Below are 25,882 nucleotides of genomic sequence, written 5' to 3' on the forward strand. Positions count from 1 at the left end.
TGCCGTTGTGCCGGGTGGCGGCTCCGCCTTACCCGGCCTATAAAATCCTCGAACCGCAGGCCGGGTAAGTAAAAGCACCACACTCAGACAATTCCAGACAGTCTTCCATATTTCCTCCATTTTTCTGCCGTCTTGCCTGACTAAACTAGTATCATTCCCCGAAGTGTTTCAGGATGAGAACGTATAACGATGAAAGGCAGTCAAAAATCCCGCTGGGCAATCGCCGCTGGCATCATTGTGGTGGTCCTTGCCGCCGCCTGGTACTGGCACAGTCAATCTTCCGGTACTGCGACACCCGCTGGAGCAAGTTCCCAGCCACAGCGCCCTGTGGGCGGTGGCCGCCACGGGATGCGCGGCGGCGTGCTGGCGCCGGTGCAGGCTGCGACGGCGGTAAACAAAGCCGTTCCTCGTTATCTTTCCGGCCTGGGGACCATAACGGCGGCAAACACGGTAACGGTCCGCAGCCGTGTCGAAGGTCAGTTGATGGCCATTCATTTCCAGGAAGGCCAGCAGGTTAAAGCCGGTGATTTACTGGCAGAGATCGATCCGAGCCAGTTCAAAGTCGCCCTCGCCCAGGCTCAGGGGCAGCTCGCAAAAGATAAAGCCACGCTCGCGAATGCGCAGCGTGATTTAGCACGCTATCAACAGCTGGTCAAAACCAATCTGGTGTCACGCCAGGAGCTTGATACCCAGCAGTCGCTGGTGAGCGAAACCCAGGGCACAATAAAAGCTGATGAAGCTTCCGTCGCCAGTGCACAGTTACAGCTCGACTGGAGTCGCATCACCGCGCCCATCGATGGCCGCGTGGGGCTGAAACAGGTCGACATCGGAAATCAAATCTCCAGCAGCGACACCACCGGTATTGTGGTGATAACCCAGACCCATCCTATCGATTTGATCTTTACCCTGCCGGAAAGCGATATCGCAACCGTTGTGCAGGCGCAAAAGGCCGGTCAGGGGCTGGTCGTCGAAGCCTGGGATCGCACCAACAAACAGAAACTGAGCCAAGGCTCTCTCCTGAGCCTTGATAACCAGATTGATACCACCACTGGCACCATCAAGCTCAAAGCCCGCTTTAACAACCAGGACGATGCCCTGTTCCCGAACCAGTTTGTGAATGCACGAATGCTGGTAGCCACGGAAGAAAATGCCGTAGTCATTCCGGCAGCGGCACTGCAAATGGGGAATGAAGGCAACTTTGTCTGGGTGCTGAACAGTGAGAACAAGGTCAGCAAACATCTGGTGAAAACCGGGATCCAGGACAGCCAGACGGTGGTTATCAGCGCCGGGATTTCCGCAGGCGACCGCGTGGTGACCGACGGCATTGACCGCCTGACCGAAGGCGCCAAAGTCGAAGTGGTTGAAGCGCATGACAGCACCACCGCCGCGGAACAACCCGCCAGACGCGAACATAAAAAACAGGGAGCGGCTTCCTGATGCAGGTGATGCCACCGAGCTCTACAGGTGGGCCGTCACGCCTGTTCATTTTGCGCCCCGTTGCCACCACGCTGTTGATGGTGGCCATTCTGCTGGCCGGGATTATTGGTTACCGTTTTCTGCCCGTTTCGGCGCTGCCAGAAGTCGATTACCCCACCATTCAGGTTATTACGCTCTATCCTGGGGCCAGCCCGGATGTCGTGACCTCTGCCATTACCGCGCCGCTGGAGCGTCAGTTTGGCCAGATGTCCGGCTTAAAACAGATGTCCTCGCAAAGCTCGGGCGGCGCTTCTGTGGTAACTCTCCAGTTCCAGCTGACGCTGTCGCTGGACGTTGCCGAGCAGGAAGTGCAGGCCGCGATTAACGCCGCCACTAACCTTCTGCCGTCCGACCTGCCCAACCCACCGGTTTACAGCAAGGTTAACCCGGCGGATCCGCCAATCATGACCCTTGCGGTCACCTCATCTGCCATTCCGATGACCCAGGTGGAAGATATGGTAGAAACCCGCGTGGCGCAGAAAATCTCGCAGGTGTCCGGGGTGGGTCTGGTGACACTGGCAGGCGGGCAACGCCCGGCTGTGCGCGTGAAGCTGAACGCCCAGGCAATTGCTTCTCTGGGGTTAACCAGCGAAACCATTCGCACGGCGATAAGCAATGCGAACGTCAATTCCGCAAAAGGCTCGCTGGATGGCCCGACGCGTGCCGTTACGCTTTCTGCGAACGACCAGATGCAGTCTGCCGATGAATATCGCCAGCTGATTGTAGCGTATCAAAATGGCGCACCCGTTCGCCTGGGCGATGTGGCAACCGTTGAGCAAGGCGCAGAAAATAGCTGGCTTGGTGCCTGGGCCAACAAACAGCAGGCGATTGTAATGAACGTACAGCGCCAGCCTGGTGCCAATATCATTAATACCGCCGACAGCATCCGCACCATGCTGCCGCAACTGATTGAAAGCCTGCCGAAGTCCGTCAGCGTGAAAGTGCTTTCCGACCGCACAACCAATATTCGCGCGTCCGTCTCCGACACCCAGTTTGAGCTGATGCTGGCCATTGCGCTGGTAGTTATGATCATCTACCTGTTCCTGCGTAACGTACCGGCCACCATTATCCCTGCCGTCGCCGTGCCGTTATCGCTGGTGGGTACGTTTGCCGTGATGGTGTTCCTTGATTTTTCGATCAACAACCTGACGCTGATGGCGCTCACTATCGCCACCGGTTTTGTGGTGGATGACGCCATCGTGGTTATCGAAAACATCTCCCGCTACATCGAAAAAGGCGAAAAACCGTTAGCCGCCGCGCTGAAAGGGGCGGGAGAAATCGGCTTTACCATTATTTCTCTCACCTTCTCATTAATTGCCGTACTGATCCCGCTACTGTTTATGGGGGATATTGTCGGCCGCTTGTTCCGCGAATTTGCCGTCACCCTGGCGGTCGCGATTTTAATCTCAGCGATAGTGTCTCTGACGCTTACGCCAATGATGTGCGCCCGCATGTTGAGCGTTGAGTCCCTGCGCAAACAAAACCGCTTCTCGCGGGCGTCGGAGCGGATGTTCGAACGCATCATCGCCGCCTACGGCCGCCTGCTGGCAAAAGTGCTGAATCATCCGTGGGCCACCCTTGGCGTGGCGTTGGGTACGCTGGCGCTGAGCGTGATGCTGTGGATTTTCATCCCGAAAGGATTCTTCCCGATTCAGGATAACGGCATCATTCAGGGCACGCTTCAGGCTCCGCAGTCCGTCTCCTTTGCCAGCATGGCGCAGCGCCAGCAGCAGGTGTCTGAGCTCATCATGAAAGACCCGGCGGTTGAAAGCCTGACCTCTTTCGTGGGCGTTGACGGAACCAACCCGTCGCTGAACAGCGCGCGTCTGCAAATCAATCTCAAACCGTTGAGTGACCGGGATGACCGCGTACAAACGGTGATTAAGCGTCTGCAAACTGCCGTCGCCCGCGTGCCGGGAATCGAGCTGTATCTGCAACCGATTCAGGATTTAACCATCGATACCCAGGTGAGCCGCACCCAGTATCAGTTCACGTTACAGGCCACTTCGCTTGATGCGCTCAGCACCTGGGTGCCGCAGCTGGTGAACAAACTCAAGGCGCTGCCGCAAATTTCCGACGTCAGCAGCGACTGGCAGGACAAAGGACTGGCGGCCTATGTGAACGTTAACCGCGACAGTGCCAGCCGTCTGGGCATCACGATGGCGGATGTTGATAACGCGCTGTACAACGCGTTCGGGCAGCGGCTGATCTCCACGATTTATACCCAGGCGAACCAGTATCGCGTAGTGCTGGAGCACAACACCGAAAACACACCGGGGCTTGCCGCGCTGGATACAGTACGCCTGACCAGTAAAGATGGCGGCATTGTGCCGTTAAGTGCCATTGCCAGCGTGGAAGAGCGCTACACCCCACTTGCGATTAACCATCTCGATCAGTTCCCGTCCACCACCATTTCGTTCAACGTGCCAGACGCATACTCGCTGGGTGAAGCCGTAGAGGCCATTCTTGCGGCAGAAAAAGAGCTGAGCTTCCCGTCAGACATTCAGACCCAGTTCCAGGGCAGCACGCTGGCCTTCCAGGCGGCACTGGGGAATACCATCTGGCTGATTGTCGCCGCCGTGGTGGCGATGTATATCGTGCTCGGCGTGTTGTACGAAAGCTTTATTCACCCGATAACTATCCTCTCTACCCTGCCGACCGCAGGCGTTGGTGCCCTTCTGGCGCTGATGCTGTCAGGCAGTGAACTGGATGTGATCGCGATAATCGGTATCATCCTGCTTATCGGCATCGTGAAGAAAAACGCCATCATGATGATCGACTTTGCCCTTGCCGCCGAACGCGAACAGGGCATGTCGCCGCGGGATGCAATCTTCCAGGCGTGTCTGCTGCGTTTTCGCCCAATCCTGATGACCACGCTGGCCGCGCTACTGGGTGCCCTGCCGCTGATGCTGAGTACCGGCGTGGGCGCTGAGCTGCGCCGCCCTCTGGGGATTGGCATGGTCGGCGGTCTGCTGGTGAGCCAGGTGCTGACGCTGTTTACCACCCCGGTGATTTACCTGCTCTTTGACCAGCTGGCTATCTGGGCCAAAAGCCGTTTCCCGAAACGTGAAGAGGAGGCGTAAGTGAAGTTTTTCGCCCTCTTCATTTACCGCCCGGTCGCGACGATATTAATTTCGCTCGCAATCACCCTGTGCGGCGTGCTTGGCTTCCGGCTGCTGCCGGTTGCCCCGCTGCCACAGGTGGATTTCCCGGTGATCATGATCAGCGCCTCGCTGCCGGGCGCTTCGCCAGAAACGATGGCCTCTTCGGTGGCCACGCCGCTGGAACGCTCGCTGGGGCGTATTGCCGGGGTGAACGAAATGACCTCCAGCAGTTCGCTTGGCAGCACGCGTATCATTCTGGAATTCAGCTTCGACCGCGATATTAACGGTGCCGCACGCGACGTACAGGCCGCGATCAACGCCGCGCAAAGCCTGTTGCCAAGCGGGATGCCAAGCCGTCCGACCTATCGTAAAGCCAACCCGTCTGACGCGCCCATCATGATCCTGACGCTCACCTCGGATACTTACTCTCAGGGGCAACTTTACGACTTTGCCTCCACCCAACTGGCGCAGACCATCGCCCAGATTGACGGTGTGGGTGACGTTGACGTCGGCGGCAGCTCCCTGCCCGCAGTACGCGTGGGTTTAAACCCGCAGGCGCTGTTCAACCAGGGCGTGTCGCTGGATGACGTGCGCACTGCCATCAGCAACGCGAACGTTCGCAAGCCGCAAGGAGCGATCGATGACCAGAGCCATCGCTGGCAGATCCAGACCAACGACGAGCTGAAAACCGCCGCGGAATATCAACCGCTGATCATTCACTACAACAACGGTGCGGCGGTACGCTTAAGCGATGTCGCCAGCGTTACCGATTCGGTGCAGGATGTGCGTAACGCCGGGATGACCAACGCCAAACCGGCTATTTTGCTGATGATCCGCAAACTGCCGGAAGCCAATATCATCCAGACGGTCAACAGCATCCGCGCGCGCCTGCCGGAATTGCAGGAAACCATTCCGGCGGCCATTGATTTGCAGATTGCCCAGGATCGCTCTCCGACGATCCGCGCCTCGCTCGAAGAGGTGGAGCAGACGTTAATTATCTCTGTGGCGCTGGTTATCCTGGTGGTGTTTTTGTTCCTGCGCTCGGGGCGCGCCACGCTTATCCCGGCGGTGGCCGTTCCGGTGTCGTTGATCGGCACCTTTGCCGCCATGTACCTGTGCGGATTTAGCCTGAACAACCTTTCGCTGATGGCGCTGACCATTGCCACGGGCTTCGTTGTGGATGACGCCATTGTGGTGCTGGAGAATATCTCGCGCCATCTGGAAGCTGGCGTGAAACCGCTCCAGGCGGCGCTTCAGGGTACGCGCGAAGTGGGCTTCACGGTGCTTTCTATGAGCCTGTCTCTGGTCGCGGTGTTCCTGCCGCTGCTGCTGATGGGCGGGCTGCCTGGCCGCCTGCTGCGGGAGTTTGCCGTTACGCTCTCCGTCGCCATTGGTATTTCGCTGGCCATCTCGCTGACGTTAACGCCGATGATGTGTGGCTGGATGCTTAAGCGCAGCAAACCGCATTCGCAGCCACGGCGTAAAGGTTTTGGCCGCGTCCTGATGGCCATGCAGGAGAGCTACGGCAAGTCGCTGAAATGGGTGCTGAACCACACGCGGATTGTCGGGCTGGTGCTGATTGGCACCATTGTGCTCAACGTCTGGATGTACATCTCTATCCCGAAAACGTTCTTCCCGGAACAGGATACCGGGGTACTGATGGGCGGCATTCAGGCTGACCAAAGCATCTCGTTCCAGGCGATGCGCGGTAAATTGCAGGACTTTATGAAAATCATCCGCGAAGACAAAGCCGTGGATAATGTCACCGGTTTTACTGGCGGTTCGCGTGTGAACAGCGGGATGATGTTTATTACCCTCAAGCCCCGGGATGTGCGCAACGAAACTGCGCAGCAGGTTATCGACCGCCTGCGCATGAAGCTTGCCAAAGAGCCGGGAGCCAATCTGTTTTTGATGGCCGTTCAGGATATCCGCGTGGGCGGACGTCAGGCCAACGCCAGCTATCAGTACACCCTGCTGTCTGACGACCTTGCCGCCCTGCGCGAATGGGAGCCGAAGATCCGCAAAGCGCTGGCGGCGCTGCCACAACTGGCAGACGTGAACTCCGATCAGCAGGACAACGGCGCAGAGATGGATCTGACCTACGATCGTGAAACCATGTCGCGGCTGGGCATTAACGTTGAAGCCGCCAACAGCCTGCTGAACAACGCCTTTGGTCAGCGCGAGATCTCCACCATTTACCAGCCGATGAACCAGTATAAGGTAGTGATGGAAGTGGATCCGCGCTACACCCAGGACATCAGCGCGCTGGACAAAATGTTTGTGATTAACAGCGATGGCAAGGCGATCCCGCTCTCTTATTTCGCCAGCTGGCAGCCCGCAAACGCCCCTCTTTCTGTTAACCATCAGGGGCTTTCCGCCGCCTCAACCATTTCGTTTAACCTGCCAACCGATTCGTCGCTGTCTGAGGCGAGCGATGCCATCAACCGCACTATGACCCAGCTTGGCGTGCCGTCCACCGTGCGCGGCAGTTTTGCCGGAACGGCACAGGTATTCCAGGAGACGATGAACTCACAAGTGATCCTGATCCTGGCGGCCATCGCCACGGTGTATATCGTGCTGGGGGTGTTGTATGAAAGTTACGTTCATCCGCTGACAATCCTCTCTACCCTGCCTTCGGCGGGTGTGGGGGCATTGCTGGCGCTGGAGCTGTTCGGTGCACCATTCAGCCTAATCGCGCTAATCGGTATCATGCTATTAATAGGCATAGTGAAGAAAAATGCCATTATGATGGTCGACTTCGCGCTGGTGGCGCAGCGTCACGGCAATCTGAGCCCGGAAGAAGCCATTTTCCAGGCCTGCCAGCTGCGTTTTCGCCCGATCATGATGACCACGCTGGCGGCGCTGTTTGGCGCCCTGCCGCTGGTGATTTCCGGTGGCGACGGCTCAGAGCTGCGTCAGCCGCTGGGGATAACGATTGTCGGTGGTCTGGTGATGAGCCAGTTGTTAACGCTCTACACCACCCCCGTGGTCTATCTCTTCTTCGACCGCCTGCGGGTGCGTTTTTCACGTAAAAACAGAGAAACGGTAAACGGGTAAATGACAGAACTCCCCAAAAATGTCCGCTGGCAGTTATGGATTGTCGCCTTCGGCTTCTTTATGCAGTCGCTGGATACGACCATCGTTAATACCGCCCTCCCCTCTATGGCGAGAAGCCTGGGGGAGAGCCCACTGCACATGCATATGGTGATCGTCGCTTACGTGCTGACGGTTGCCGTCATGCTGCCCGCAAGCGGCTGGCTGGCAGACAAAGTGGGGGTCCGAAATATCTTTTTCACCGCCATCATCCTGTTTACCGCGGGCTCGCTATTTTGCGCCCAAGCCAACACGCTCAATGAGTTGGTGATGGCGCGTGTCCTTCAGGGGGTTGGCGGGGCGATGATGGTGCCCGTCGGCCGGCTGACGGTGATGAAAATCGTCCCGCGCGAACTGTACATGGCGGCGATGACCTTTGTCACCCTGCCCGGCCAGGTCGGCCCGCTGCTCGGCCCGGCGCTGGGCGGTGTGCTGGTGGAATACGCCTCCTGGCACTGGATTTTCCTGATCAATCTGCCGGTGGGTATCGTGGGGGCTATCGCCACGCTGGTGCTGATGCCTAACTACACCATGCAAACCCGGCGCTTTGATTTCGTTGGCTTTACCTTACTGGCTGCCGGTATGGCGACCCTGACCCTGGCGCTCGATGGGCAAAAAGGGCTGGGGATTTCCTCCCTGACGCTGGGCATGCTTGTCGCCCTCGGCGTGATGTCTGTGCTGTGGTATTTGTACCATGCGCGGGATAACGATCAGGCGCTGTTCAGCCTGTCGCTGTTTAAAAACGCTACCTACCGTCTTGGGCTGTTTGGCAGCTTTGCCGGGCGCGTCGGCAGCGGTATGTTGCCGTTTATGACGCCGGTTTTTCTCCAGATCGGGATGGGCTTTTCACCGTTCCACGCGGGCTTAATGATGATCCCGATGGTGCTTGGCAGTATGGGGATGAAACGCATTGTGGTGCAGGTTGTAAACCGCTTTGGCTACCGTCGCGTGCTGGTCACAGCCACCCTGGGGCTGGCCATCATCAGCCTGCTGTTTATGGGCGTAGCGCTGATGGGCTGGTACTACGCACTGCCGCTGGTCCTGTTCTGCCAGGGCATTATCAACTCGATGCGGTTCTCGTCGATGAACACCCTGACGCTGAAAGATCTGCCGGACGAACTGGCCAGCAGCGGCAACAGCCTGCTGTCGATGATCATGCAGCTTTCCATGAGCGTGGGTGTTACCGTGGCGGGCCTGCTGCTCGGCATGTACGGGCAGCAGCATCTCAGCGTCGACACGCCGGTCGCGCATCAGGTGTTTTTATATACCTATCTCAGCATGGCGGTAATTATCGCCCTGCCCGCGATTATCTTCGCCAGAGTACCGGACGATACCAGTAAGAATGTTGTTATCCGTCGTGGCAAAAGGAGTGCATCATGAAATTCTGGCGTCCCGGGATCACCGGAAAGCTGTTTGTGGCGATTTTTGCCACCTGTATCGTTCTGCTGATCACGATGCACTGGGCGGTGCGGGTTAGCTTTGAGCGCGGTTTTATTGACTACATCAAACACGGGAACGAACAGCGTTTACAGGGGCTGAGCGATGCGCTGGGTGAACAGTATGCCCTGCACGGCAACTGGCGTTTTCTGCGTAATAACGACCGCTTTGTTTTTCAAATCCTCCGCTCGCTTGAGCACGATACCGACGACGATCGTCCCGGCCCCGGGATGCCGCCGCACGGCTGGCGTACCCAGTTTTGGGTGATAGACCAGGACATGCGTGTGCTTGTGGGCCCGCGTGCGCCCGTCCCGCCTGATGGCACAAAGCGCGCCATCACAGTGAATAACGCGACGGTCGGCTGGGTGATCGCCTCCCCGGTTGAACGCCTGACGCGCAACACGGATATCAACTTCGACAAACAGCAGCGCCAGACCAGCTGGTTGATTGTCGCGCTTTCGACGCTGCTTGCCGCGTTGGCCACCTTCCCGCTGGCACGCGGCCTGCTTGCACCGGTTAAACGGCTGGTAGAAGGCACGCACAAGCTGGCGGCCGGGGATTTCTCAACCCGCGTGGACACCCGCAGCCAGGATGAACTGGGCAAACTGGCGCAGGATTTTAACCAGCTGGCCAGCACGCTTGAGAAAAACCAGCAGATGCGCCGCGACTTTATGGCCGATATTTCGCACGAGCTGCGCACGCCGCTGGCGGTACTGCGCGGGGAGCTGGAAGCCATTCAGGACGGCGTGCGGCAGTTTACTCCGGAATCTGTCACCTCTCTGCAGGCCGAAGTTGGCACACTGACCAAGCTGGTTGACGATCTGCACCAGCTTTCGATGTCCGATGAAGGGGCACTGGCCTACCAGAAAGCACCGATCGATGTGATTAACGTGCTGGAAGTCGCCAGCGGCGCCTTCCGCGAACGTTTTGCCAGCCGCAACCTGCAAATTGACCTCTCGCTGCCAGACAGCGCCATCGTGTTTGGCGACCGCGACCGCCTGATGCAGCTGTTCAACAACCTTCTGGAAAACAGCCTGCGCTATACCGACAGCGGTGGCGGGCTGCATATCTCCGGCAAGCGCGAAAACGGGCGCTTTTCCCTCACCTTTGCGGATTCGGTACCCGGCGTGCAGGATGGACAACTGGAAAGGTTGTTTGAGCGCTTTTATCGTACCGAAGGTTCGCGCAACCGCGCCAGCGGTGGCTCCGGGCTTGGGCTGGCGATTTGCGTCAACATCGTTGAGGCTCATAACGGCACAATCCGCGCCGCCCATTCGCCTTTTGGCGGGGTAAGCATTACAGTAGAGTTACCGCTGGAACGGGATATATCGAGAGAAGTATGACCGAGTTACCGATTGACGAAAACACACCACGTATTCTGATCGTGGAAGACGAGCCTAAGCTTGGGCAGTTACTGATCGACTATTTACGTGCGGCAAGTTACGCCCCATCGCTTATCAGCCATGGCGATCAGGTGTTGGCCTACGTGCGCCAGACACCGCCGGACCTGATCCTGCTGGACCTGATGCTGCCGGGCACCGATGGTCTGACGCTGTGCCGTGAGATTCGCCGTTTCTCTGACGTCCCCATCGTTATGGTGACCGCCAAAATCGAAGAGATCGACCGTTTGCTGGGCCTGGAAATCGGTGCCGACGATTACATCTGTAAACCATACAGCCCCCGTGAAGTGGTGGCCCGCGTGAAAACCATTCTCCGCCGTTGCAAACCGCATCGCGAATTGCAGGCGCTGGATGCCGAAAGCCCGCTGATTGTCGATGAAAGCCGCTTCCAGGCGAGCTGGCGCAGCAAGCTTTTGGATCTCACTCCCGCCGAGTTCCGCCTGCTGAAAACTCTCTCTCACGAGCCGGGAAAAGTGTTCTCCCGCGAGCAATTGCTGAATCATCTGTATGACGATTACCGCGTCGTCACCGACCGTACCATCGACAGCCACATCAAAAACCTGCGCCGCAAGCTGGAAGCGCTCGACACCGACCAGTCATTTATTCGCGCGGTGTATGGTGTAGGGTATCGCTGGGAAGCGGATGCGTGCAGGATTGCATGATCGTCAGACTCTGACGTTTCGGGCCGGGTCAAGCGCAGCCGCCGCCCGGCCACAATCGCTTTACCTCCCTGCCCCGCAGCGCTACAATGCCCGCCCTTAAAGTGGGGGATCTCCCCTTACCGCTGCACCAGGTGTACGCGGATCTGACCTGTCATCAGAACGAGAACAAACATGTTTAAACCGGAACTCCTTTCCCCGGCGGGAACGCTGCAAAATATGCGTTACGCTTTCGCTTATGGTGCCGATGCTGTTTACGCGGGCCAGCCGCGCTACTCACTGCGCGTGCGCAACAACGAATTCAACCACGAGAACCTGCAACTCGGCATCAATGAAGCACATGCCCTGGGCAAAAAATTCTACGTGGTGGTAAACATCGCGCCGCACAACGCCAAGCTGAAAACGTTCATCCGTGACCTCAAGCCGGTAGTGGATATGGGGCCAGATGCGCTGATTATGTCAGACCCGGGTTTAATCATGCTGGTTCGGGAGAACTTCCCGGAAATGGATATTCACCTCTCGGTACAGGCTAACGCCGTCAACTGGGCAACGGTGAAATTCTGGAAACAGATGGGGCTGACCCGCGTCATCCTGTCTCGTGAACTTTCGCTGGAAGAAATCGAAGAGATCCGCACCCAGGTGCCGGAAATGGAAATCGAGATTTTCGTTCATGGCGCACTGTGCATGGCTTACTCCGGCCGCTGCCTGCTCTCTGGCTATATCAACAAGCGAGACCCGAACCAGGGCACCTGCACCAACGCCTGCCGCTGGGAATACAACGTTCAGGAAGGCAAAGAGGATGACATCGGGAATATCGTGCACAAGCACGAGCCTATCCCGGTCACCAACGTCGAACCAACGCTCGGTATCGGCGCACCAACCGACAGCGTGTTTATGATTGAAGAAGCCAAACGTCCGGGCGAGTACATGACCGCCTTTGAAGACGAACACGGCACTTACATCATGAACTCCAAAGATCTGCGTGCCATCGCCCACGTTGAACGCCTGACCCAGATGGGCGTGCATTCGCTGAAAATCGAAGGCCGCACCAAGTCCTACTACTACTGCGCCCGTACTGCGCAGGTTTACCGTAAAGCCATCGACGATGCCGCAGCCGGTAAACCGTTCGACACGTCCCTGCTGGAAACACTCGAAGGCCTGGCGCATCGCGGTTATACCGAAGGCTTCCTGCGCCGTCATACCCATGACGACTACCAGAACTACGAGCACGGCTATTCGATCTCTGAGCGCCAGCAGTTTGTCGGCGATTTCACCGGCGAGCGCAAAGGCCCGCTGGCTGCGGTTGCCGTGAAAAACAAATTCACCAAAGGCGACAGCCTGGAGCTGATGACCCCACAAGGCAACATGAACTTCCGCCTGGAGCATCTGGAAAACAAAAAAGGCGAAGCGATTGAGGTGGCTCCAGGAGACGGTCACGTTGTCTGGCTGCCAGTCCCGGAAGAAGTAGATCTGGAATTTGCGCTTCTGATGCGTAATTTCGACGGAGAAAGCACCCGAAATCCGCACAGCAAATAGTTAATAATGGGGATTTTTTCAGGTTGGGATGATTCTTAGAATCGGATCACATACCGCTTCGTTCAATACGGGTATTATCCACAGCGCTGAAAAACATAACCCATAAATGCTAGCTGTACCAGGAACCACCTCCTTAGCCTGCGTAATCTCCCTTACGCGGGCTTATTTTTTTGCCTTTCGTCCTGTTCTTACCCGCTTTTTTCCTCCCTGAGATACACTTTTGATAAAGCAAAAAAGGGAGCGATGCGGATGGCAACCTATCCAGCCAGTTTATTAATTCTGAACGGCAAGAGTGCCGGTAACGATATCCTGCGTCAGGCAATTGTTAACTTGCGAAACGACGGCGCCTGTATTCACGTTCGTGTCACGTGGGAAAAAGGCGATGTCGCCCGGTATATTGCCGAGGCGTGCGAGCTTGGCGTGGACACCGTGATATCCGGCGGTGGCGACGGGACCATTAACGAAATTGCCACCGCGCTGATTCATCTGGAGACGCCCCAGCGCCCGGCAATGGGCATTTTGCCGCTTGGAACGGCTAACGATTTTGCCACCAGCGCCGGGATCCCGGAGGATTTAGCGAAAGCGCTCCAGCTGGCCATTCTTGGAAAAACCACCGCTGTAGATATCGCTCTGGTGAATGATAAGACCTGTTTTATCAATATGGCGACGGGCGGATTTGGTACGCGGATCACCAGTGAAACGCCGGAAAAACTGAAAGCGGCGCTTGGCGGTGTCTCTTATCTGATCCACGGCCTGATGCGTATGGACACCCTGAAACCGGATCGCTGCGAAATCACCGGGGATGATTTTCACTGGCAAGGGGATGCCCTGGTGATCGGTATCGGCAACGGGCGTCAGGCAGGCGGTGGGCAGCAGTTGTGCCCGGGGGCTCTGATTAACGACGGTCTGTTAGAACTGCGTATTTTCACTGGTGACGGGCTATTGCCTGCGCTGTTCACCACGCTTACTCAGCCGCAGGAAAGCCCGAATATTATCGACGGTCAATCGGCCTGGTTTGAGGTGAATGCCCCACACGGCATGACCTTTAACCTCGACGGAGAGCCGTTGAGCGGAGAGCGGTTCCGCATCGAAGTTTTGCCTGGCGCGCTGCAGTGCCGGTTGCCGCCGGACTGTGTGCTTTTGCGCTGATGTTTTTGCCGGGTGGCGGCTAAGCCTTACCCGGCCTACAGTACCGTGCGTGTAGGCCGGGTAAGCGAAGCGCCACCCGGCTAAAGACCGCACAAACCTAATACACCGCCACCTCCCGCGCCATCTCGCGGCTGTATTGCTGGCTGGCATTCACCAGCATCCGCGTATAGTCGGTTCTGGCCTGCCCGGCCACCAGTTCGTCCACGGTCAGGCTTTCGAGGATTTTGCCGTATTGCATCACCGCCACCTTCTGACACAAATGCGCGATAACGCCTAAATCGTGCGTCACCATCAGGTAGGTCAAATTCGACTCCCGCTGCAACTCCGCCAGCAGGTTCAGGATCTCCGCCTGTACCGACACATCCAGCGCCGAGGTCGGCTCGTCCAGCAACAGCACCTGCGGCTCCAGAATTAACGCCCGGGCAATCGCCACACGCTGACGCTGCCCGCCAGAAAGCTGATGCGGATAACGGTCGCGAAACGCCCGGTTCAGCCCTACTTTATCCAGCAACGCATGAATACGTCGGTCGCGCTCTTTGAAACCGTGGATTTGCAGCGGCTCTTCCAGAATATCGCCAATGGTATGACGTGGATGGAGCGAGCCGTAGGGGTCCTGAAACACCATCTGCACCCGCCGACAGCGTTCCTGGCTGATACGTTTTTCCAGCGGCTTACCGTCAATCGCCAGCTCGCCGTCCCAGTGGGTGAACAGCCCGGCCAGGCATTTGAGCACCGTGGTTTTGCCTGAACCGGACTCCCCCACCAGACCGTAAATTTCACCCTCTTTCACGCTGATGTTTACGTCATCCAGCACCTGATTGCGCTTCTCACCCTCGCCGAACGCCAGGTTGAGGTGTTTAATCTCGATCATCTCTGCTCCTTACTCGGTGAGCCAGCTGGCCTGGCGCTGCAGTACCGGCAGCGTCGGGCGGCGATGGTTAATTTCCGGCAGCGCGCTGATTAAGCCCTGCGTATAAGGATGTTGCGCGTTATGCAAATCTTTCGCCGCAATGGACTCCACCACGCGCCCGGCGTACATCACCAGCACCCGGTCACAGAAGCTGCGCACCAGGTTGATGTCGTGGCTGATAAAAATCAGCCCCAGACCACGCGACTGCACCAGATCGTCCAGCAAACCCAGCACCTGCAAGCGCACCGACACATCCAGCGCCGAGGTCGGTTCGTCGGCAATGACCAGTTCCGGGTCGGTTATCAGCATCATCGCAATCATGATGCGCTGCCCCTGCCCGCCGGAAATCTCATGCGGATAGAGGTGATACACGCGCTCCGGCTGGCGAATGCGCACCACGTCGAGCATCTCCAGCACTTTGGCTTTCGCCTCCGCTTTACGCCCCGGATGATGGGTCAGCCAGGCTTCGGCAATCTGATCGCCCACGCACACCACCGGGTTGAGCGAGTATTTCGGGTCCTGCATGATCATCGAGATACGCTTACCGCGAATGGCACGCATCTGCGCCTCGCTGACATTACGTAAATCCATATCGCCAAACTGCATCCGGGTGGCGCTGATTTGTGCTTTAGCCGGATGCAGGCGCAGCAGCGCCCGCCCGACGGTGGATTTCCCGGAACCGGATTCGCCGACAATTGCCAGCTTTTCACGCCCGAGCTGGAAAGAGACACCGCGCACGGCGTGAGTCACTGCGCCGCCGTTGATAAAATCGACGTGAAGATCGCGCACGTCTAGCAAAGGGTTATTCGCTGCGAGGATCGAGGATGTCACGTAAGCCATCTCCTAAGAAGTTAAAAGCCAGGCTGTTAATCAGAATTGCCAGCCCCGGAATAGTCACCACCCACCAGCACTCCATCATGTAGGTGCGGCCGCTTGAAATCATCGCCCCCCACTCTGGCTCCGGCGGCTGTGCGCCAAGGCCGAGGAAGCCCAGACCGGCTGCGGTAAGGATGATCCCCGCCATGTTCATGGTAATACGGATAATCACCGACGGCAGGCACAGCGGCACAATGTGGTGCCACAATACGCGCACCGGCGATGCCCCCTGCAAACGCACGGCGGAGATAAAATCGGCCTGCCGCAGAGAAAGCGTTTCTGCACGCGCCAGGCGAGCAATCGGCGGCCATGCGGTCAGCGTAATGGCAATCACCACGTGTTCCAGCCCCGGGCCGAGCGCCGCCACAAACGCCAGCGCCAGCACCAGGCTTGGGAAGGAGATAAAAATATCGGTGACGCGCATCAGGACCGCATCCACTTTGCCGCCAAAATAGCCGGCGGCTACACCCAGCAGCAGCCCCAGCGGCCCCACGGTGACGGAGACCAGCAGCACGATATAGAGCGTGATGCGCGAGCCATACACCAGGCGGCTGAAGATATCGCGGCCAAACTCATCAGTGCCGAACCAGTGCTGCGCATTCGGTGCCACCAGCGCATTGTTCAGGTCCTGCACCAGCGGGTTATAGGGCGCAATCAGCGGCGCGAAGGCCGCGACAATCAACAGCAGCAGGATAATGCCGCCGCCAATAGCGGTGAGCGGATTGCGCGCCATTTTGCCGATAAAACCAGCAGCACGGGCAAACGTGCGTTTGATACGCTGGCGGCCTTCAGACTGCCCGGCTCCCAGCGGCGTATCCAGAGAAACGGTCATGATTTCGTCCTCGGGTCAAAGAGTTGATACAGCATGTCGGAGAGCAGGTTGAGCATCACAAAGATAATGCCCACCAGCAGCACGCAGCCCATTACCGCATTCATATCGCCGAGCAGCAGGCTACCGGTGAGGTACGAGCCAAAGCCCGGCCAGGAGAAGACGGTTTCAATCAGTACCGCCCCTTCCAGCAGCGAGCCGTAGGCCAGCGCGACGACCGTCAGCAACTGTACGAGGATGTTGCGAAACGCGTGATTCCAGATAACCTGGCGCTCGGTTAAGCCTTTTACCCGTGCGGTGATGATGAACTCCTGCGACAGCTGCGCCAGCATAAAGCTGCGTGTCATACGGCTGATGTAGGCCAGCGAGTGAAAACCGAGCAGCGAAGCAGGCAGAACCAGATGGTTAATGGCGTTCCAGAACACTTCACCATTTCCGGCCAGCAGCGCATCGACGGTCATCAGCCCGGTGCGGCGCGGGACGACACCGTCCAGTCCCAGATCCAGACGCCCTGCACCGCCCACCCAGCCAAGCCAGGCGTAGAACAGCAACAGGCCCATCATCCCCACCCAGAAAATCGGCGTGGAATAACCTGCCAGGCTGATGATACGCACCACGTAATCGGAAATGCTGTTGCGACGCGCCGCCGCCAGCACGCCCAGCGGAATGCCGAGGCCAGCGCCGACGATAATCGCCATCGTCGCCAGCTCCAGCGTGGCCGGGAAGACGCGCAGGATATCCGCCGTTACCGGTTTGCCGGTCAGCAGCGCATTGCCCAAATCGCCGTGCAGCAGGTTATTCAGGTAAATGCCAAACTGGGTCAGCAATGATTTATCAAACCCCAGCTGGTGATACACCTGCTGATAGGTGCTGTGGTCGGCATCCGGGCCGACTATCGCCAGCACCGGATCGACAGGCATTACGCGGCCGATGAAAAAGGTCAGCAGTAGCAGGCCAAACAGCGTAATGACGACCTGCGTCAACCGTTTTGAAAAGCGCCGGGTACGGGAGCCGGGCGCGAGGATCGCCACACTCATTGTTCACCTCCGGTTTTGTAGACTTCACGCAGGAAGGTGGTGGCCGACGGGTGCGACTGGAAGTTTTTCACCTCGTTGCGCACCACCACGGAATCAACCATTTGCGAGAGCGGGATCATCGCCGGGATCAGCTCATCGTAACGCACCTGGATCTGCTGGTAATCGGCTACCTGTTTTTGTGGATCGCGCTCCAGCAGAGCTTTATCGATCATTTCGTTGAGCGGTTTATCATAGAAACTGGTGCGCCAGCCCTGGAAGTTGGTCAGCCGGGCTTCATCGCTGTTGTCCGGGTTATAGACCAGCGCGCGCAGGCTGGAGTGCGGATGTGGCTCAACCCCGCTGCCGCCGCGCCCCACCAGCATGTCGAACTTACGCTCGCGCATGGCACCGTAAATCTGGTTGCCGGTACCAGTGATGATTTTGGCGTTGATCCCCGCTTGCATCAGGGTGGACTGCACGGCAATGGCGATATTGAGGAACGGCTGATCCGCCAACACACGCAGGGTGGTATCGAATCCGTTCGGGTAACCCGCTTCTGCCAGCAACTTTTTGGCGCGCGGAATATCCAGCCTGTAGCCAGGATCCGGCAGTGTGGACGGCATCCCCGCTTTGATCGGACGCTGATGCAGCACACCGTAACCCGGCATCAGCGCCTTGTTGATACCCTGATAATCAATCAGATAGCGCACCGCCTCACGCACTTTAGCGTTGGCGAAATGCGCCTCTTTCATGCTCATCGCCACGTAGTAGACCGTGCCTTTTTGCACGGCTTCAACGGTGAGTTGCGGGTCTTTACGCAGGGCATTGATGTCCGCCACCGCCATGTTGTTGGCAATGTCGAGGTCGCCTTTCTCAATCATCAGACGCAGGGTTTGTGACTCCTGAAAATGGCGCAATACCACGCGGTTCATCTTCGGCTCGTCACGCCAGTAGTGCGGATTACGCTGCATCCGCAGCACATCTTTCGCCTGCCAGGTTTCCAGCATAAACGGGCCTGAACCTGCTTCGTTGGTGGTGAGCCATCGGTTGCCCCAGTCGTTGTTGGCTGCGTGCTGCTGCACGGTTTTGCTGTCGAGCACACCCAGGTTACCCAACGCGCCCAGGGAGTAGATCACCAGCTGCGGGTCATTGGCTTTAGGCAGGACGATTTGTACAGTGTAATCATCCGGGGCGCTGACCTGTTTATCGATGTTTTTCTTGCTGAAACCGTAGGACTTCCACACCGACGCCTGGGCAAGGTTAAGGTGCAGCAGGCGGCGCATCGACCAGACCACATCTTCTGCCCTCAGCGGATTGCCGGAGTGGAATTTCACGTCGTCGCGCAGATGAAAGGTCAGGGTTTTACCGTCCGGGGCAATATCCCAGGACTTCGCCAGCGCGGGCCTGACGTTGGTGAGTTCGTTCGGATCAAGCTCTACCAGGGAATCGTAGAGGTTAACCACAATGCCGACCACTTCGTTACCGGTCATTGCCGCCGGGTCGAGCGTCAGCAGATTGTTCATATTCATGCCGATGATGAGCTGATCGGGCGGCGTTTTTGCGTACGCCGCACCGCTCCCCATCATCAGCGCGAGCGCGAGTAAACACGCTCCGGCCAAGGGAGTTCGTTTCATGTATATATCGCCTGTAGGGTACGTTTTTATCTGTCAGTCGTGGCTGACGGTATTGGCTTCGATATATGCAAAATTAATGTCTTCGCCCAGTCCCGGACGGGTCGGCAGGCTGACCATGCCGTTTTCGTCCATCGGGTCGACCAGGCTGTTGAGGTACGCCGCCGGTTCGTCGTAGTCGAGGAACGGGTGCAGCAGGCCACGCTCGTACCAGCGACAGTTTTTAATCGCGCCGATGACAGCAAGGCTTGCCGCGCCGTTACCGTGAACTTCGCAGTCCATCCCGAACGACTCGGCCAGGTGTGCCACTTTCAGCGTGGGTGAAATGCCGCCCACGCCGTTTGCCCCGGCACGCAGAATGTCGCACGCCCCGGCTTTGACCCAGTCGGCACGACTGTGGTGTTTTCCGCCCAGGCTTTCCGGCCCGATAATCGGGATCGACAGGTTTTCCGCCAGCCACACGTAGGAGGCCATGCTCTCTTCTTCCATTGGCTCTTCAAACCAGGCGAAGTTGAGTTTTTCCAGCTCTTTACCGATGTAGAGCGCTTCCGTACGGCTGTACCAGTGGTAGCCGTCGATCATCAGGTCAATATCCGGGCCGACGGCTTCACGGACGGCAGCACAGGCTTTGACGTCCATTTTCGGGTTTGGGGCGAAGGAAACCGGCGGCATCCAGGTATGCAGCTTGATGGCCTTATACCCGCGCGCCACCAGCTTTTCGGCAAAACTGGCGTACTCTTCCGGAGTCGACAACCCGCCGGGCAGATCGTCGCCGCACATGGTGCTGCCGTAAGCCGGGACTTTGTCACGGTAGCCACCCAGCAATTTCCAGACCGGCACGTTGAGTTTGCGGCCAATGAGATCCCACAGCCCCTGTTCAACGAAGCCCAGCGCGCGCTCGGTCAGCTGATGTGCGCTGCCGCGCTGCCAGTGCGCCAGATCCTGCCAGATACGTTCGCGGTTGAACGCATCTTGCCCGACCAGCACTTTGCGAAAGAAGGTGTTGACCACAAAGGGACGCACCACTTCCGGCGGCGCGAACGAATACCCTTTGGTGCCATCGTCTGCCGTGATGGTCAGCATCGCCATTTTGGCCATGCTTTCCGGCCCTGGATGCGAATGCCCAGCGCTGTCAGAAACACGACGCGTCGGGTACTGGAAGACGGTGACGTTTACAGATTCTATTTTCATTATCAGTCCTTAACACTACAGAGGTTCAGAGCGATTTTGTAATTTGAAAAGCTGTTTCGAAACTAACTTTAAGCGCAAAATTCGTCCGCTGCCTTAGACAAATTCCGCTAAGCATCGGCCATTTTTTGTGCATATGCACGTAAGGGAGTGACAGTTTTCACAAAAGGGATCTGAAATGTGATGTCGATCGGGACGGGTGTTTGAATGAAATGAAATGTTATTTCGAATTGAATCAGATGCTGTTTTATTCCCTCATGCCAGCCCTCTCCCAAAGGGAGAGGGAGACGTCAGAGATTACGCTATGGTCACTTTGCTATCCAGATACACATCCTGAACCGCATTAATCAGCTTCACGCCGTCGGCCATCGATTTCTTAAACGCCTTACGGCCAAGGATCAGCCCCATGCCGCCCGCGCGTTTATTGATAACCGCTGTACGTACCGCGTCTGACAGATCCGTTTCACCGCCTGCCGCGCCACCGGAGTTAATTAACCCCGCGCGGCCCATATAGCAGTTCGCCAGCTGGTAGCGCACCAGATCGATTGGATTATCGGTAGTCAGTTTGCTGTAAACACGATCGTCGGTGTAACCGAAGTTAACTGCTTTATAACCGCCGTTATTCTCGGCCATTTTCTGCTTCACGATATCCGCGCCGATGGTCGCCGCCAGATGGTTTGCCTGGCCGGTCAGGTCAGCGGAGACGTGGTAATCCACACCGTCTTTCTTGAACGCGTTGTTACGCAGATAGGCCCACAGCACGGTCACCATCCCCAGTTCGTGCGCACGCTCAAAGGCGGCAGAGATCTCTTCAATCTGACGACGCGACTGTTCAGAGCCAAAATAGATGGTCGCCCCTACCGCCACCGCGCCCATGTTGAAGGCCTGCTCGACGCTGGCGTACAGCGTCTGGTCATATTCGGTTGGGTAGCTCAGGGTTTCGTTATGGTTCAGCTTCACCAGGAAAGGAATGCGGTGCGCGTAACGGCGGGACACCGAGGCCAGCACGCCGTAAGTCGACGCCACACAGTTGCAACCCGCTTCAATCGCCAGCTCTACAATGTTCTTCGGATCGAAATAGAGCGGATTGGCCGCGAAGGATGCCCCCGCCGAGTGCTCTACGCCCTGGTCAACCGGCAAAATGGACAGATACCCGGTTCCGCCCAGACGCCCGGTATTGTAGAGCGTCTGCATGTTTCGCAGTACGGCTGGCGGGCGGTTGTTGTCTATCATCACGCGGTCGACATAGTCGTGACCGGGCAGATAGAGATGGTCGGCTGGAATGGTCATACAACGATGCTGTAAAAGGCTGTCGGCGTCTTTGCCAAGCAACTGCGCAATATCAGTCATAGTGATGCTCCCGTAATTCCGACGTCGTGTCGGTGAGTGAGATCCAGACCCACATTTTTGCGGGCAGACTAAGCCTGGTACTGACTTAACAGATTTTCCACCAGCAGGGATTTTTTCAGCACAATCCGCTGGCTCGATTCGTGTACAACAAAAATGTTACATTGATCAAACAATCACCACAAAGGTATTTAAAAGGTATTATTGAATGGTATGTTAAAGGAGTACCCTCTCTGACATGCAGGATTAAACAATGAAAACGAAAGTCCAACTGTCATTCATGATGTTTGTTGAATGGTTTATCTGGGGCGCGTGGTTTGTGCCGCTGTGGCTTTGGCTGAGCAAAAGCGGCTTTAGCGCCGGGGAAATTGGCTGGTCTTACGCCTGTACCGCGATCGCCGCGATCCTCTCGCCGATTCTTGTCGGCTCGTTAACCGACCGCTTCTTTGCCGCCCAGAAAGTGCTGGCAGTGCTGATGTTTGCCGGGGCTGTGCTGATGTACTTCGCCGCGCAGCAGACCCAGTTCGCCACCTTTTTCCCGCTGCTGCTGGCGTATTCCCTGACCTATATGCCCACCATCGCCCTGACCAACAGTATCGCCTTCTCTAACGTGGACGATGTGGAGGCCGATTTCCCGCGTATCCGCGTGATGGGCACTATCGGCTGGATCGCCTCCGGCCTGGCCTGTGGTTTTCTGCCGCAAATGATGGGCTATAGCGACATCTCTGATACCAACATCCCGCTGCTGATGACCGCCGCCAGCTCCGCGCTGCTTGGCGTGTTTGCGCTGTTTCTGCCGAATACGCCACCGAAGAGCACCGGCAAGCTGGACATCAAAGTGATGCTGGGGCTTGATGCGCTGATCCTGTTGCGCGACAAGAACTTTCTGGTGTTCTTCTTCTGCTCGTTCCTGTTCGCGATGCCGCTGGCATTTTACTACATCTTCGCCAACGGGTATCTCACCGAAGTGGGCATGAAAAACGCCACCGGCTGGATGACGCTCGGCCAGTTCTCTGAAATCTTCTTTATGCTGGCGCTGCCATTCTTCACCAAACGCTTTGGTATTAAGAAGGTATTACTTCTGGGGCTTATCACCGCCGCAGTCCGCTATGGTTTCTTTGTGTACGGCGGCGCCGAGCAATACTTCACTTACGCCCTGTTGTTCCTCGGTATTCTGCTGCACGGCGTGAGCTATGACTTCTATTACGTAACCGCGTACATCTACGTTGATAAAAAAGCGCCCGCGCACATGCGTACTGCCGCGCAGGGTTTGATCACGCTGTGCTGTCAGGGCTTTGGTAGCCTGCTGGGTTACCGCCTGGGCGGTGTGATGATGGAAAAAATGTTCGCATACAAAGAGCCGGTGAACGGGCTGACCTTCAACTGGGCCGGAATGTGGGCATTTGGTGGGATCATGATTGCCGTGATCGCCGTGATGTTTATGCTGTTTTTCCGCGAATCGGATAATGAGATCACCGCAATTGAGGTGGTTGATGGCGATGCCGCGCTGACACAAGGGGAAGTGAAATGAAACACGAACGTGTTCTCGGGGCTCTTTACGGGCAGGCGTTAGGGGATGCGATGGGGATGCCATCGGAGCTGTGGCCAAGAAGCCGTGTAAAAGCCCACTTCGGCTGGATAGACCGCTTCTTACCAGGGCCGGCCGAGAACAACGCGGCCTGCTATTTTGACCGGGCAGAGTTTACTGATGACACCTCAATGGCACTGTGCCTGGCCGATGCGATTATCGAATGCGACGGGAAGATCAATGCTGATGTCATCGGCAGACATATTCTGCACTGGGCCGAGTCGTTCGACGCGTTTAACAAAAACGTGCTTGGCCCAACGTCCAAAATAGCGCTGAATGCCATCCGCGACGGTAAACCGGTGAGTGCGCTTGAGAACAACGGCGTAACCAACGGCGCGGCCATGCGCGCATCCCCGCTGGGATGTTTGCTGCCCGCGACCCGTCTTGAGCACTTTGTCGAACAGGTGGCGCTGGCGTCCAGCCCCACGCATAAATCTGACCTCGCGATTGCCGGAGCGGTGGTGATTGCCTGGGCGATTTCGCGTGCCATTGATGGTGAGCGCTGGCAAAACATTGTTGATGCTCTGCCCGGCATCGCCCGTTACGCCCAGGAAGCGAAGCCCACCACATTCAGCGCTTCTCTGGCCGCACGTATCGAACTGGCGCTGCACACCGTGCGTACTGCAAAGGGGATCGAGTCCGCCAGCGAGCAGGTTTATCAACTCGTCGGGGCGGGCACCAGTACCATTGAATCTGTTCCGGCAGCCATTGCGATGGTTGAACTGGCTGGAACCGATCCGAACCGCTGCGCCATTTTATGTGCCAACCTGGGTGGTGATACTGACACCATCGGGGCGATGGCAACGGCCATCTGCGGCGCGCTGCATGGTGTGCAGGCGATTGATCCGGCGCTTAAGGATGAACTCGATGCCGTTAACCAGCTCGACTTTGGTCATTACTGCGAAAAATTACTGCACTACCGGGAGCAAAGGGAGGGCGTATGACGTCAGATTTTGTCCGTCACCTTGAGACATTACAGGCTACACGCCCGGTAACGGTACTGGGCGCAGCAGTGATTGACGTCATTGCTGATGCCTACGCCCTGCCCTGGCGCGGGTGTGATATCGAGCTCAAGCAGCAGGGCGTGAACATTGGTGGCTGTGCGCTGAACATTGCCATTGCGCTGAAACGACTTGGCATTACCGCGCAAAACGCATTGCCCGTCGGCCACGGCGTATGGGCAGATATCATCCGTAACGCGATGGCAAAACAGGATCTGCACAGCGCGGTGGAAGCCGAAACAGGCGATAACGGCTGGTGTCTGGCGCTGGTCGAGCCTGACGGTGAACGCACGTTTATGTCGTTCAGCGGCGTGGAAAACCAGTGGCAGCAACCCTGGCTGGATGCGCTCAGCGTACCGCCCGCAAGCCTGGTTTATTTATCCGGCTACCAGCTGGCGTCACCCTGCGGCGAGCTGCTCACGACATGGCTGGAAGGCCTGCATAACGTGACTGCGTTTATCGACTTTGGCCCGCGCATTGCCGATATTCCCGACGCGCTGATGGCACGCATTATGGCCCGTCAGCCTATCGTATCCCTGAATCGCCAGGAGGCAGACTTTGCCGCCGAAAGGTTTGGCATGGATCCGGAGTCATTAGGCGCGCAATGGCAAAAGCGGTTCGCCTCAGCGCTGATTGTGCGTCACGATAAAGACGGCGCCGGGTATTTTAACGGGGAAGAGAGCGGGTATGTTCCAGCCTTTCCTGCCACGGTGGTGGACACCATCGGCGCGGGCGATAGTCATGCAGGCGGTACGCTTGCCGGGCTGGCTGCGGGATGGAGTCTGGCCGACTCGGTGCAGCTTGGCAATGCGGTCGCGGCGTGGGTGGTCAGCCATCGGGGCGGCGATTGCGCCCCTACGCGGGACGCGTTACTCCTCGCACACAAAGACGTATAGATCGCTTCGGCAATAGCTGATGCTGTACTCAATGGGCCGGTGTTGTTGGTCAAGCGCAACCTGCTTTATCACCAGCACCGGTATTTTATCGTCCATTTTTATATGCGTCTGAAATTCGCTGTCTGGCATCCGGGCGCTGACGCGGGAACGGGTGCGCTGCGGGAAGATATTCTGACTGCGGAAATAATCATACAGCGAGATGCCAATCGCATCCGGGTCGTGAATTAATCCCACCGGAACCCAGGATTCCTCAATCGACACGGCGTCATCATCCACGTAACGAATACGTTTAAGTAAGAAGACATCGCTTTGCGGCGCAAGTGATAATTGGCTGGCGACCTCTTCCGGGCATTTCACCACTCGCTTATTGACCCACAGCGTATTGGGCTTTTTCCCGCGTAACACCACCTGCTGAGAAAACCCGCGCGCCTCTTTGAGGGAATATTCAAAGATATTATTAATTTGCGTGCCATAACCCCGGGCGCGGGTGACCACGCCCTCTTCTTCCAGCGCCTGCATCGCTTTACGCACAGTGATGCGCGATACCCCGGTCAGCTGGCTCAAGTCGCGCTCACCCGGCAAAATATTCCCGTGTTCCAGCACGCCACTACGCACGGCGTTTTTGACCGTTTCGGCAAACTTAAGATACAGCGGCGTATTGTCCGGCGCGGCGATCCGTTCGTTAAGCTGCTCGATTAACCGGGTATGCGCTTGTTCCATCTGTGTTTTCTCAGGCGTGGTGTTTC

19 protein-coding genes are annotated in these 25,882 nt (G+C 57.3%); 11 read left to right on the forward strand and 8 right to left on the reverse strand.

Going from position 1 to position 25,882, the window contains the following annotated elements; translation table 11 throughout:
• Window positions 1–189 precede the first annotated feature (189 nt).
• From ACT9TW_RS20495 to yegS, 8 genes are all read left to right on the forward strand, one after another.
• Window positions 190–1,437 (forward strand): MdtA/MuxA family multidrug efflux RND transporter periplasmic adaptor subunit, encoded by a 1,248-nt coding sequence (locus tag ACT9TW_RS20495; RefSeq protein ID WP_446493539.1) that lies wholly within the window; start codon window positions 190–192, stop codon window positions 1,435–1,437.
• The gene (locus ACT9TW_RS20500; RefSeq protein ID WP_446493540.1) at window positions 1,437–4,559 is read left to right on the forward strand and encodes an MdtB/MuxB family multidrug efflux RND transporter permease subunit; all 3,123 of its coding nucleotides are present in this window, start codon (window positions 1,437–1,439) and stop codon (window positions 4,557–4,559) included. Before ACT9TW_RS20495 ends, ACT9TW_RS20500 begins: the two co-directional genes overlap by 1 nt.
• Window positions 4,560–7,637 carry a multidrug efflux RND transporter permease subunit MdtC gene (gene mdtC / locus ACT9TW_RS20505; protein ID WP_446493541.1) on the forward strand — a complete coding sequence of 1,026 codons (3,078 nt, stop codon included), beginning with the start codon at window positions 4,560–4,562 and terminating at the stop codon, window positions 7,635–7,637.
• Window positions 7,638–9,053, forward strand: coding sequence for a multidrug transporter subunit MdtD (gene mdtD / locus ACT9TW_RS20510; protein WP_446493542.1), 1,416 nt, complete (start codon window positions 7,638–7,640; stop codon window positions 9,051–9,053).
• A complete protein-coding gene (gene baeS, locus ACT9TW_RS20515) occupies window positions 9,050–10,453 on the forward strand; it encodes an envelope stress sensor histidine kinase BaeS (RefSeq protein ID WP_446493543.1) in 1,404 nt (467 codons plus the stop codon). The genes mdtD and baeS overlap by 4 nt, the downstream gene beginning before the upstream one ends.
• The gene (gene baeR / locus ACT9TW_RS20520) at window positions 10,450–11,172 is read left to right on the forward strand and encodes an envelope stress response regulator BaeR (RefSeq protein WP_182061710.1); all 723 of its coding nucleotides are present in this window, start codon (window positions 10,450–10,452) and stop codon (window positions 11,170–11,172) included. The genes baeS and baeR overlap by 4 nt, the downstream gene beginning before the upstream one ends.
• A gap of 171 nt (window positions 11,173–11,343) precedes the next feature.
• A complete protein-coding gene (gene trhP / locus ACT9TW_RS20525) occupies window positions 11,344–12,705 on the forward strand; it encodes a prephenate-dependent tRNA uridine(34) hydroxylase TrhP (protein WP_182061711.1) in 1,362 nt (453 codons plus the stop codon).
• Between the two features lie 249 nt (window positions 12,706–12,954).
• On the forward strand, window positions 12,955–13,854 hold the full coding sequence (gene yegS, locus ACT9TW_RS20530) for a lipid kinase YegS (protein ID WP_446493544.1): 900 nt from the start codon (window positions 12,955–12,957) through the stop codon (window positions 13,852–13,854).
• 97 nt (window positions 13,855–13,951) lie between these two features.
• Here the strand turns inward: yegS and ACT9TW_RS20535 are convergent, their stop codons facing one another.
• The 7 genes from ACT9TW_RS20535 to fbaB all read right to left on the reverse strand — a co-directional run bounded on the left by ACT9TW_RS20535 (window position 13,952) and on the right by fbaB (window position 21,654).
• On the reverse strand, window positions 13,952–14,725 hold the full coding sequence (locus tag ACT9TW_RS20535; protein ID WP_446493545.1) for an ABC transporter ATP-binding protein: 774 nt from the start codon (window positions 14,723–14,725) through the stop codon (window positions 13,952–13,954).
• Window positions 14,726–14,734: 9 nt separating this feature from the next.
• Window positions 14,735–15,595, reverse strand: a complete 861-nt coding sequence (locus tag ACT9TW_RS20540) for an ABC transporter ATP-binding protein (protein ID WP_446493546.1) — start codon at window positions 15,593–15,595, stop codon at window positions 14,735–14,737.
• Window positions 15,567–16,472, reverse strand: a complete 906-nt coding sequence (locus ACT9TW_RS20545; protein ID WP_446493547.1) for an ABC transporter permease — start codon at window positions 16,470–16,472, stop codon at window positions 15,567–15,569. Before ACT9TW_RS20545 ends, ACT9TW_RS20540 begins: the two co-directional genes overlap by 29 nt.
• Window positions 16,469–17,506: an ABC transporter permease gene (locus ACT9TW_RS20550; RefSeq protein ID WP_446493548.1), complete on the reverse strand. Its 1,038-nt coding sequence runs from the start codon at window positions 17,504–17,506 to the stop codon at window positions 16,469–16,471. The genes ACT9TW_RS20545 and ACT9TW_RS20550 overlap by 4 nt, the downstream gene beginning before the upstream one ends.
• Window positions 17,503–19,119 (reverse strand): ABC transporter substrate-binding protein, encoded by a 1,617-nt coding sequence (locus tag ACT9TW_RS20555; protein WP_446493549.1) that lies wholly within the window; start codon window positions 19,117–19,119, stop codon window positions 17,503–17,505. The genes ACT9TW_RS20550 and ACT9TW_RS20555 overlap by 4 nt, the downstream gene beginning before the upstream one ends.
• A gap of 33 nt (window positions 19,120–19,152) precedes the next feature.
• A complete protein-coding gene (locus ACT9TW_RS20560) occupies window positions 19,153–20,307 on the reverse strand; it encodes a mandelate racemase family protein (RefSeq protein WP_446493550.1) in 1,155 nt (384 codons plus the stop codon).
• Window positions 20,308–20,601: 294 nt separating this feature from the next.
• Window positions 20,602–21,654 carry a class I fructose-bisphosphate aldolase gene (gene fbaB, locus ACT9TW_RS20565; protein ID WP_014070977.1) on the reverse strand — a complete coding sequence of 351 codons (1,053 nt, stop codon included), beginning with the start codon at window positions 21,652–21,654 and terminating at the stop codon, window positions 20,602–20,604.
• 250 nt (window positions 21,655–21,904) lie between these two features.
• On the opposite strand from fbaB, the gene ACT9TW_RS20570 reads away from it, so the two are divergent.
• From ACT9TW_RS20570 to ACT9TW_RS20580, 3 genes are read left to right on the forward strand one after another with little or no spacing between them, the layout of a single operon-like run.
• Complete coding sequence (locus ACT9TW_RS20570) at window positions 21,905–23,182, forward strand: nucleoside permease (RefSeq protein ID WP_446493551.1); 1,278 nt, start codon at window positions 21,905–21,907, stop codon at window positions 23,180–23,182.
• A complete protein-coding gene (locus tag ACT9TW_RS20575; protein ID WP_446493552.1) occupies window positions 23,179–24,183 on the forward strand; it encodes an ADP-ribosylglycohydrolase family protein in 1,005 nt (334 codons plus the stop codon). The genes ACT9TW_RS20570 and ACT9TW_RS20575 overlap by 4 nt, the downstream gene beginning before the upstream one ends.
• The gene (locus tag ACT9TW_RS20580) at window positions 24,180–25,136 is read left to right on the forward strand and encodes a PfkB family carbohydrate kinase (protein ID WP_446493553.1); all 957 of its coding nucleotides are present in this window, start codon (window positions 24,180–24,182) and stop codon (window positions 25,134–25,136) included. Before ACT9TW_RS20575 ends, ACT9TW_RS20580 begins: the two co-directional genes overlap by 4 nt.
• Here ACT9TW_RS20580 and ACT9TW_RS20585 read toward each other — a convergent pair.
• Entirely contained in the window at window positions 25,110–25,856 is a 747-nt protein-coding gene (locus ACT9TW_RS20585; RefSeq protein WP_014070981.1) for a GntR family transcriptional regulator, read from the reverse strand. The two genes, ACT9TW_RS20580 and ACT9TW_RS20585, sit on opposite strands and share 27 nt — an antisense overlap.
• Window positions 25,857–25,882 lie beyond the last annotated feature (26 nt).

It is taken from the genome of Enterobacter sp. C4G1 (assembly GCF_052886895.1).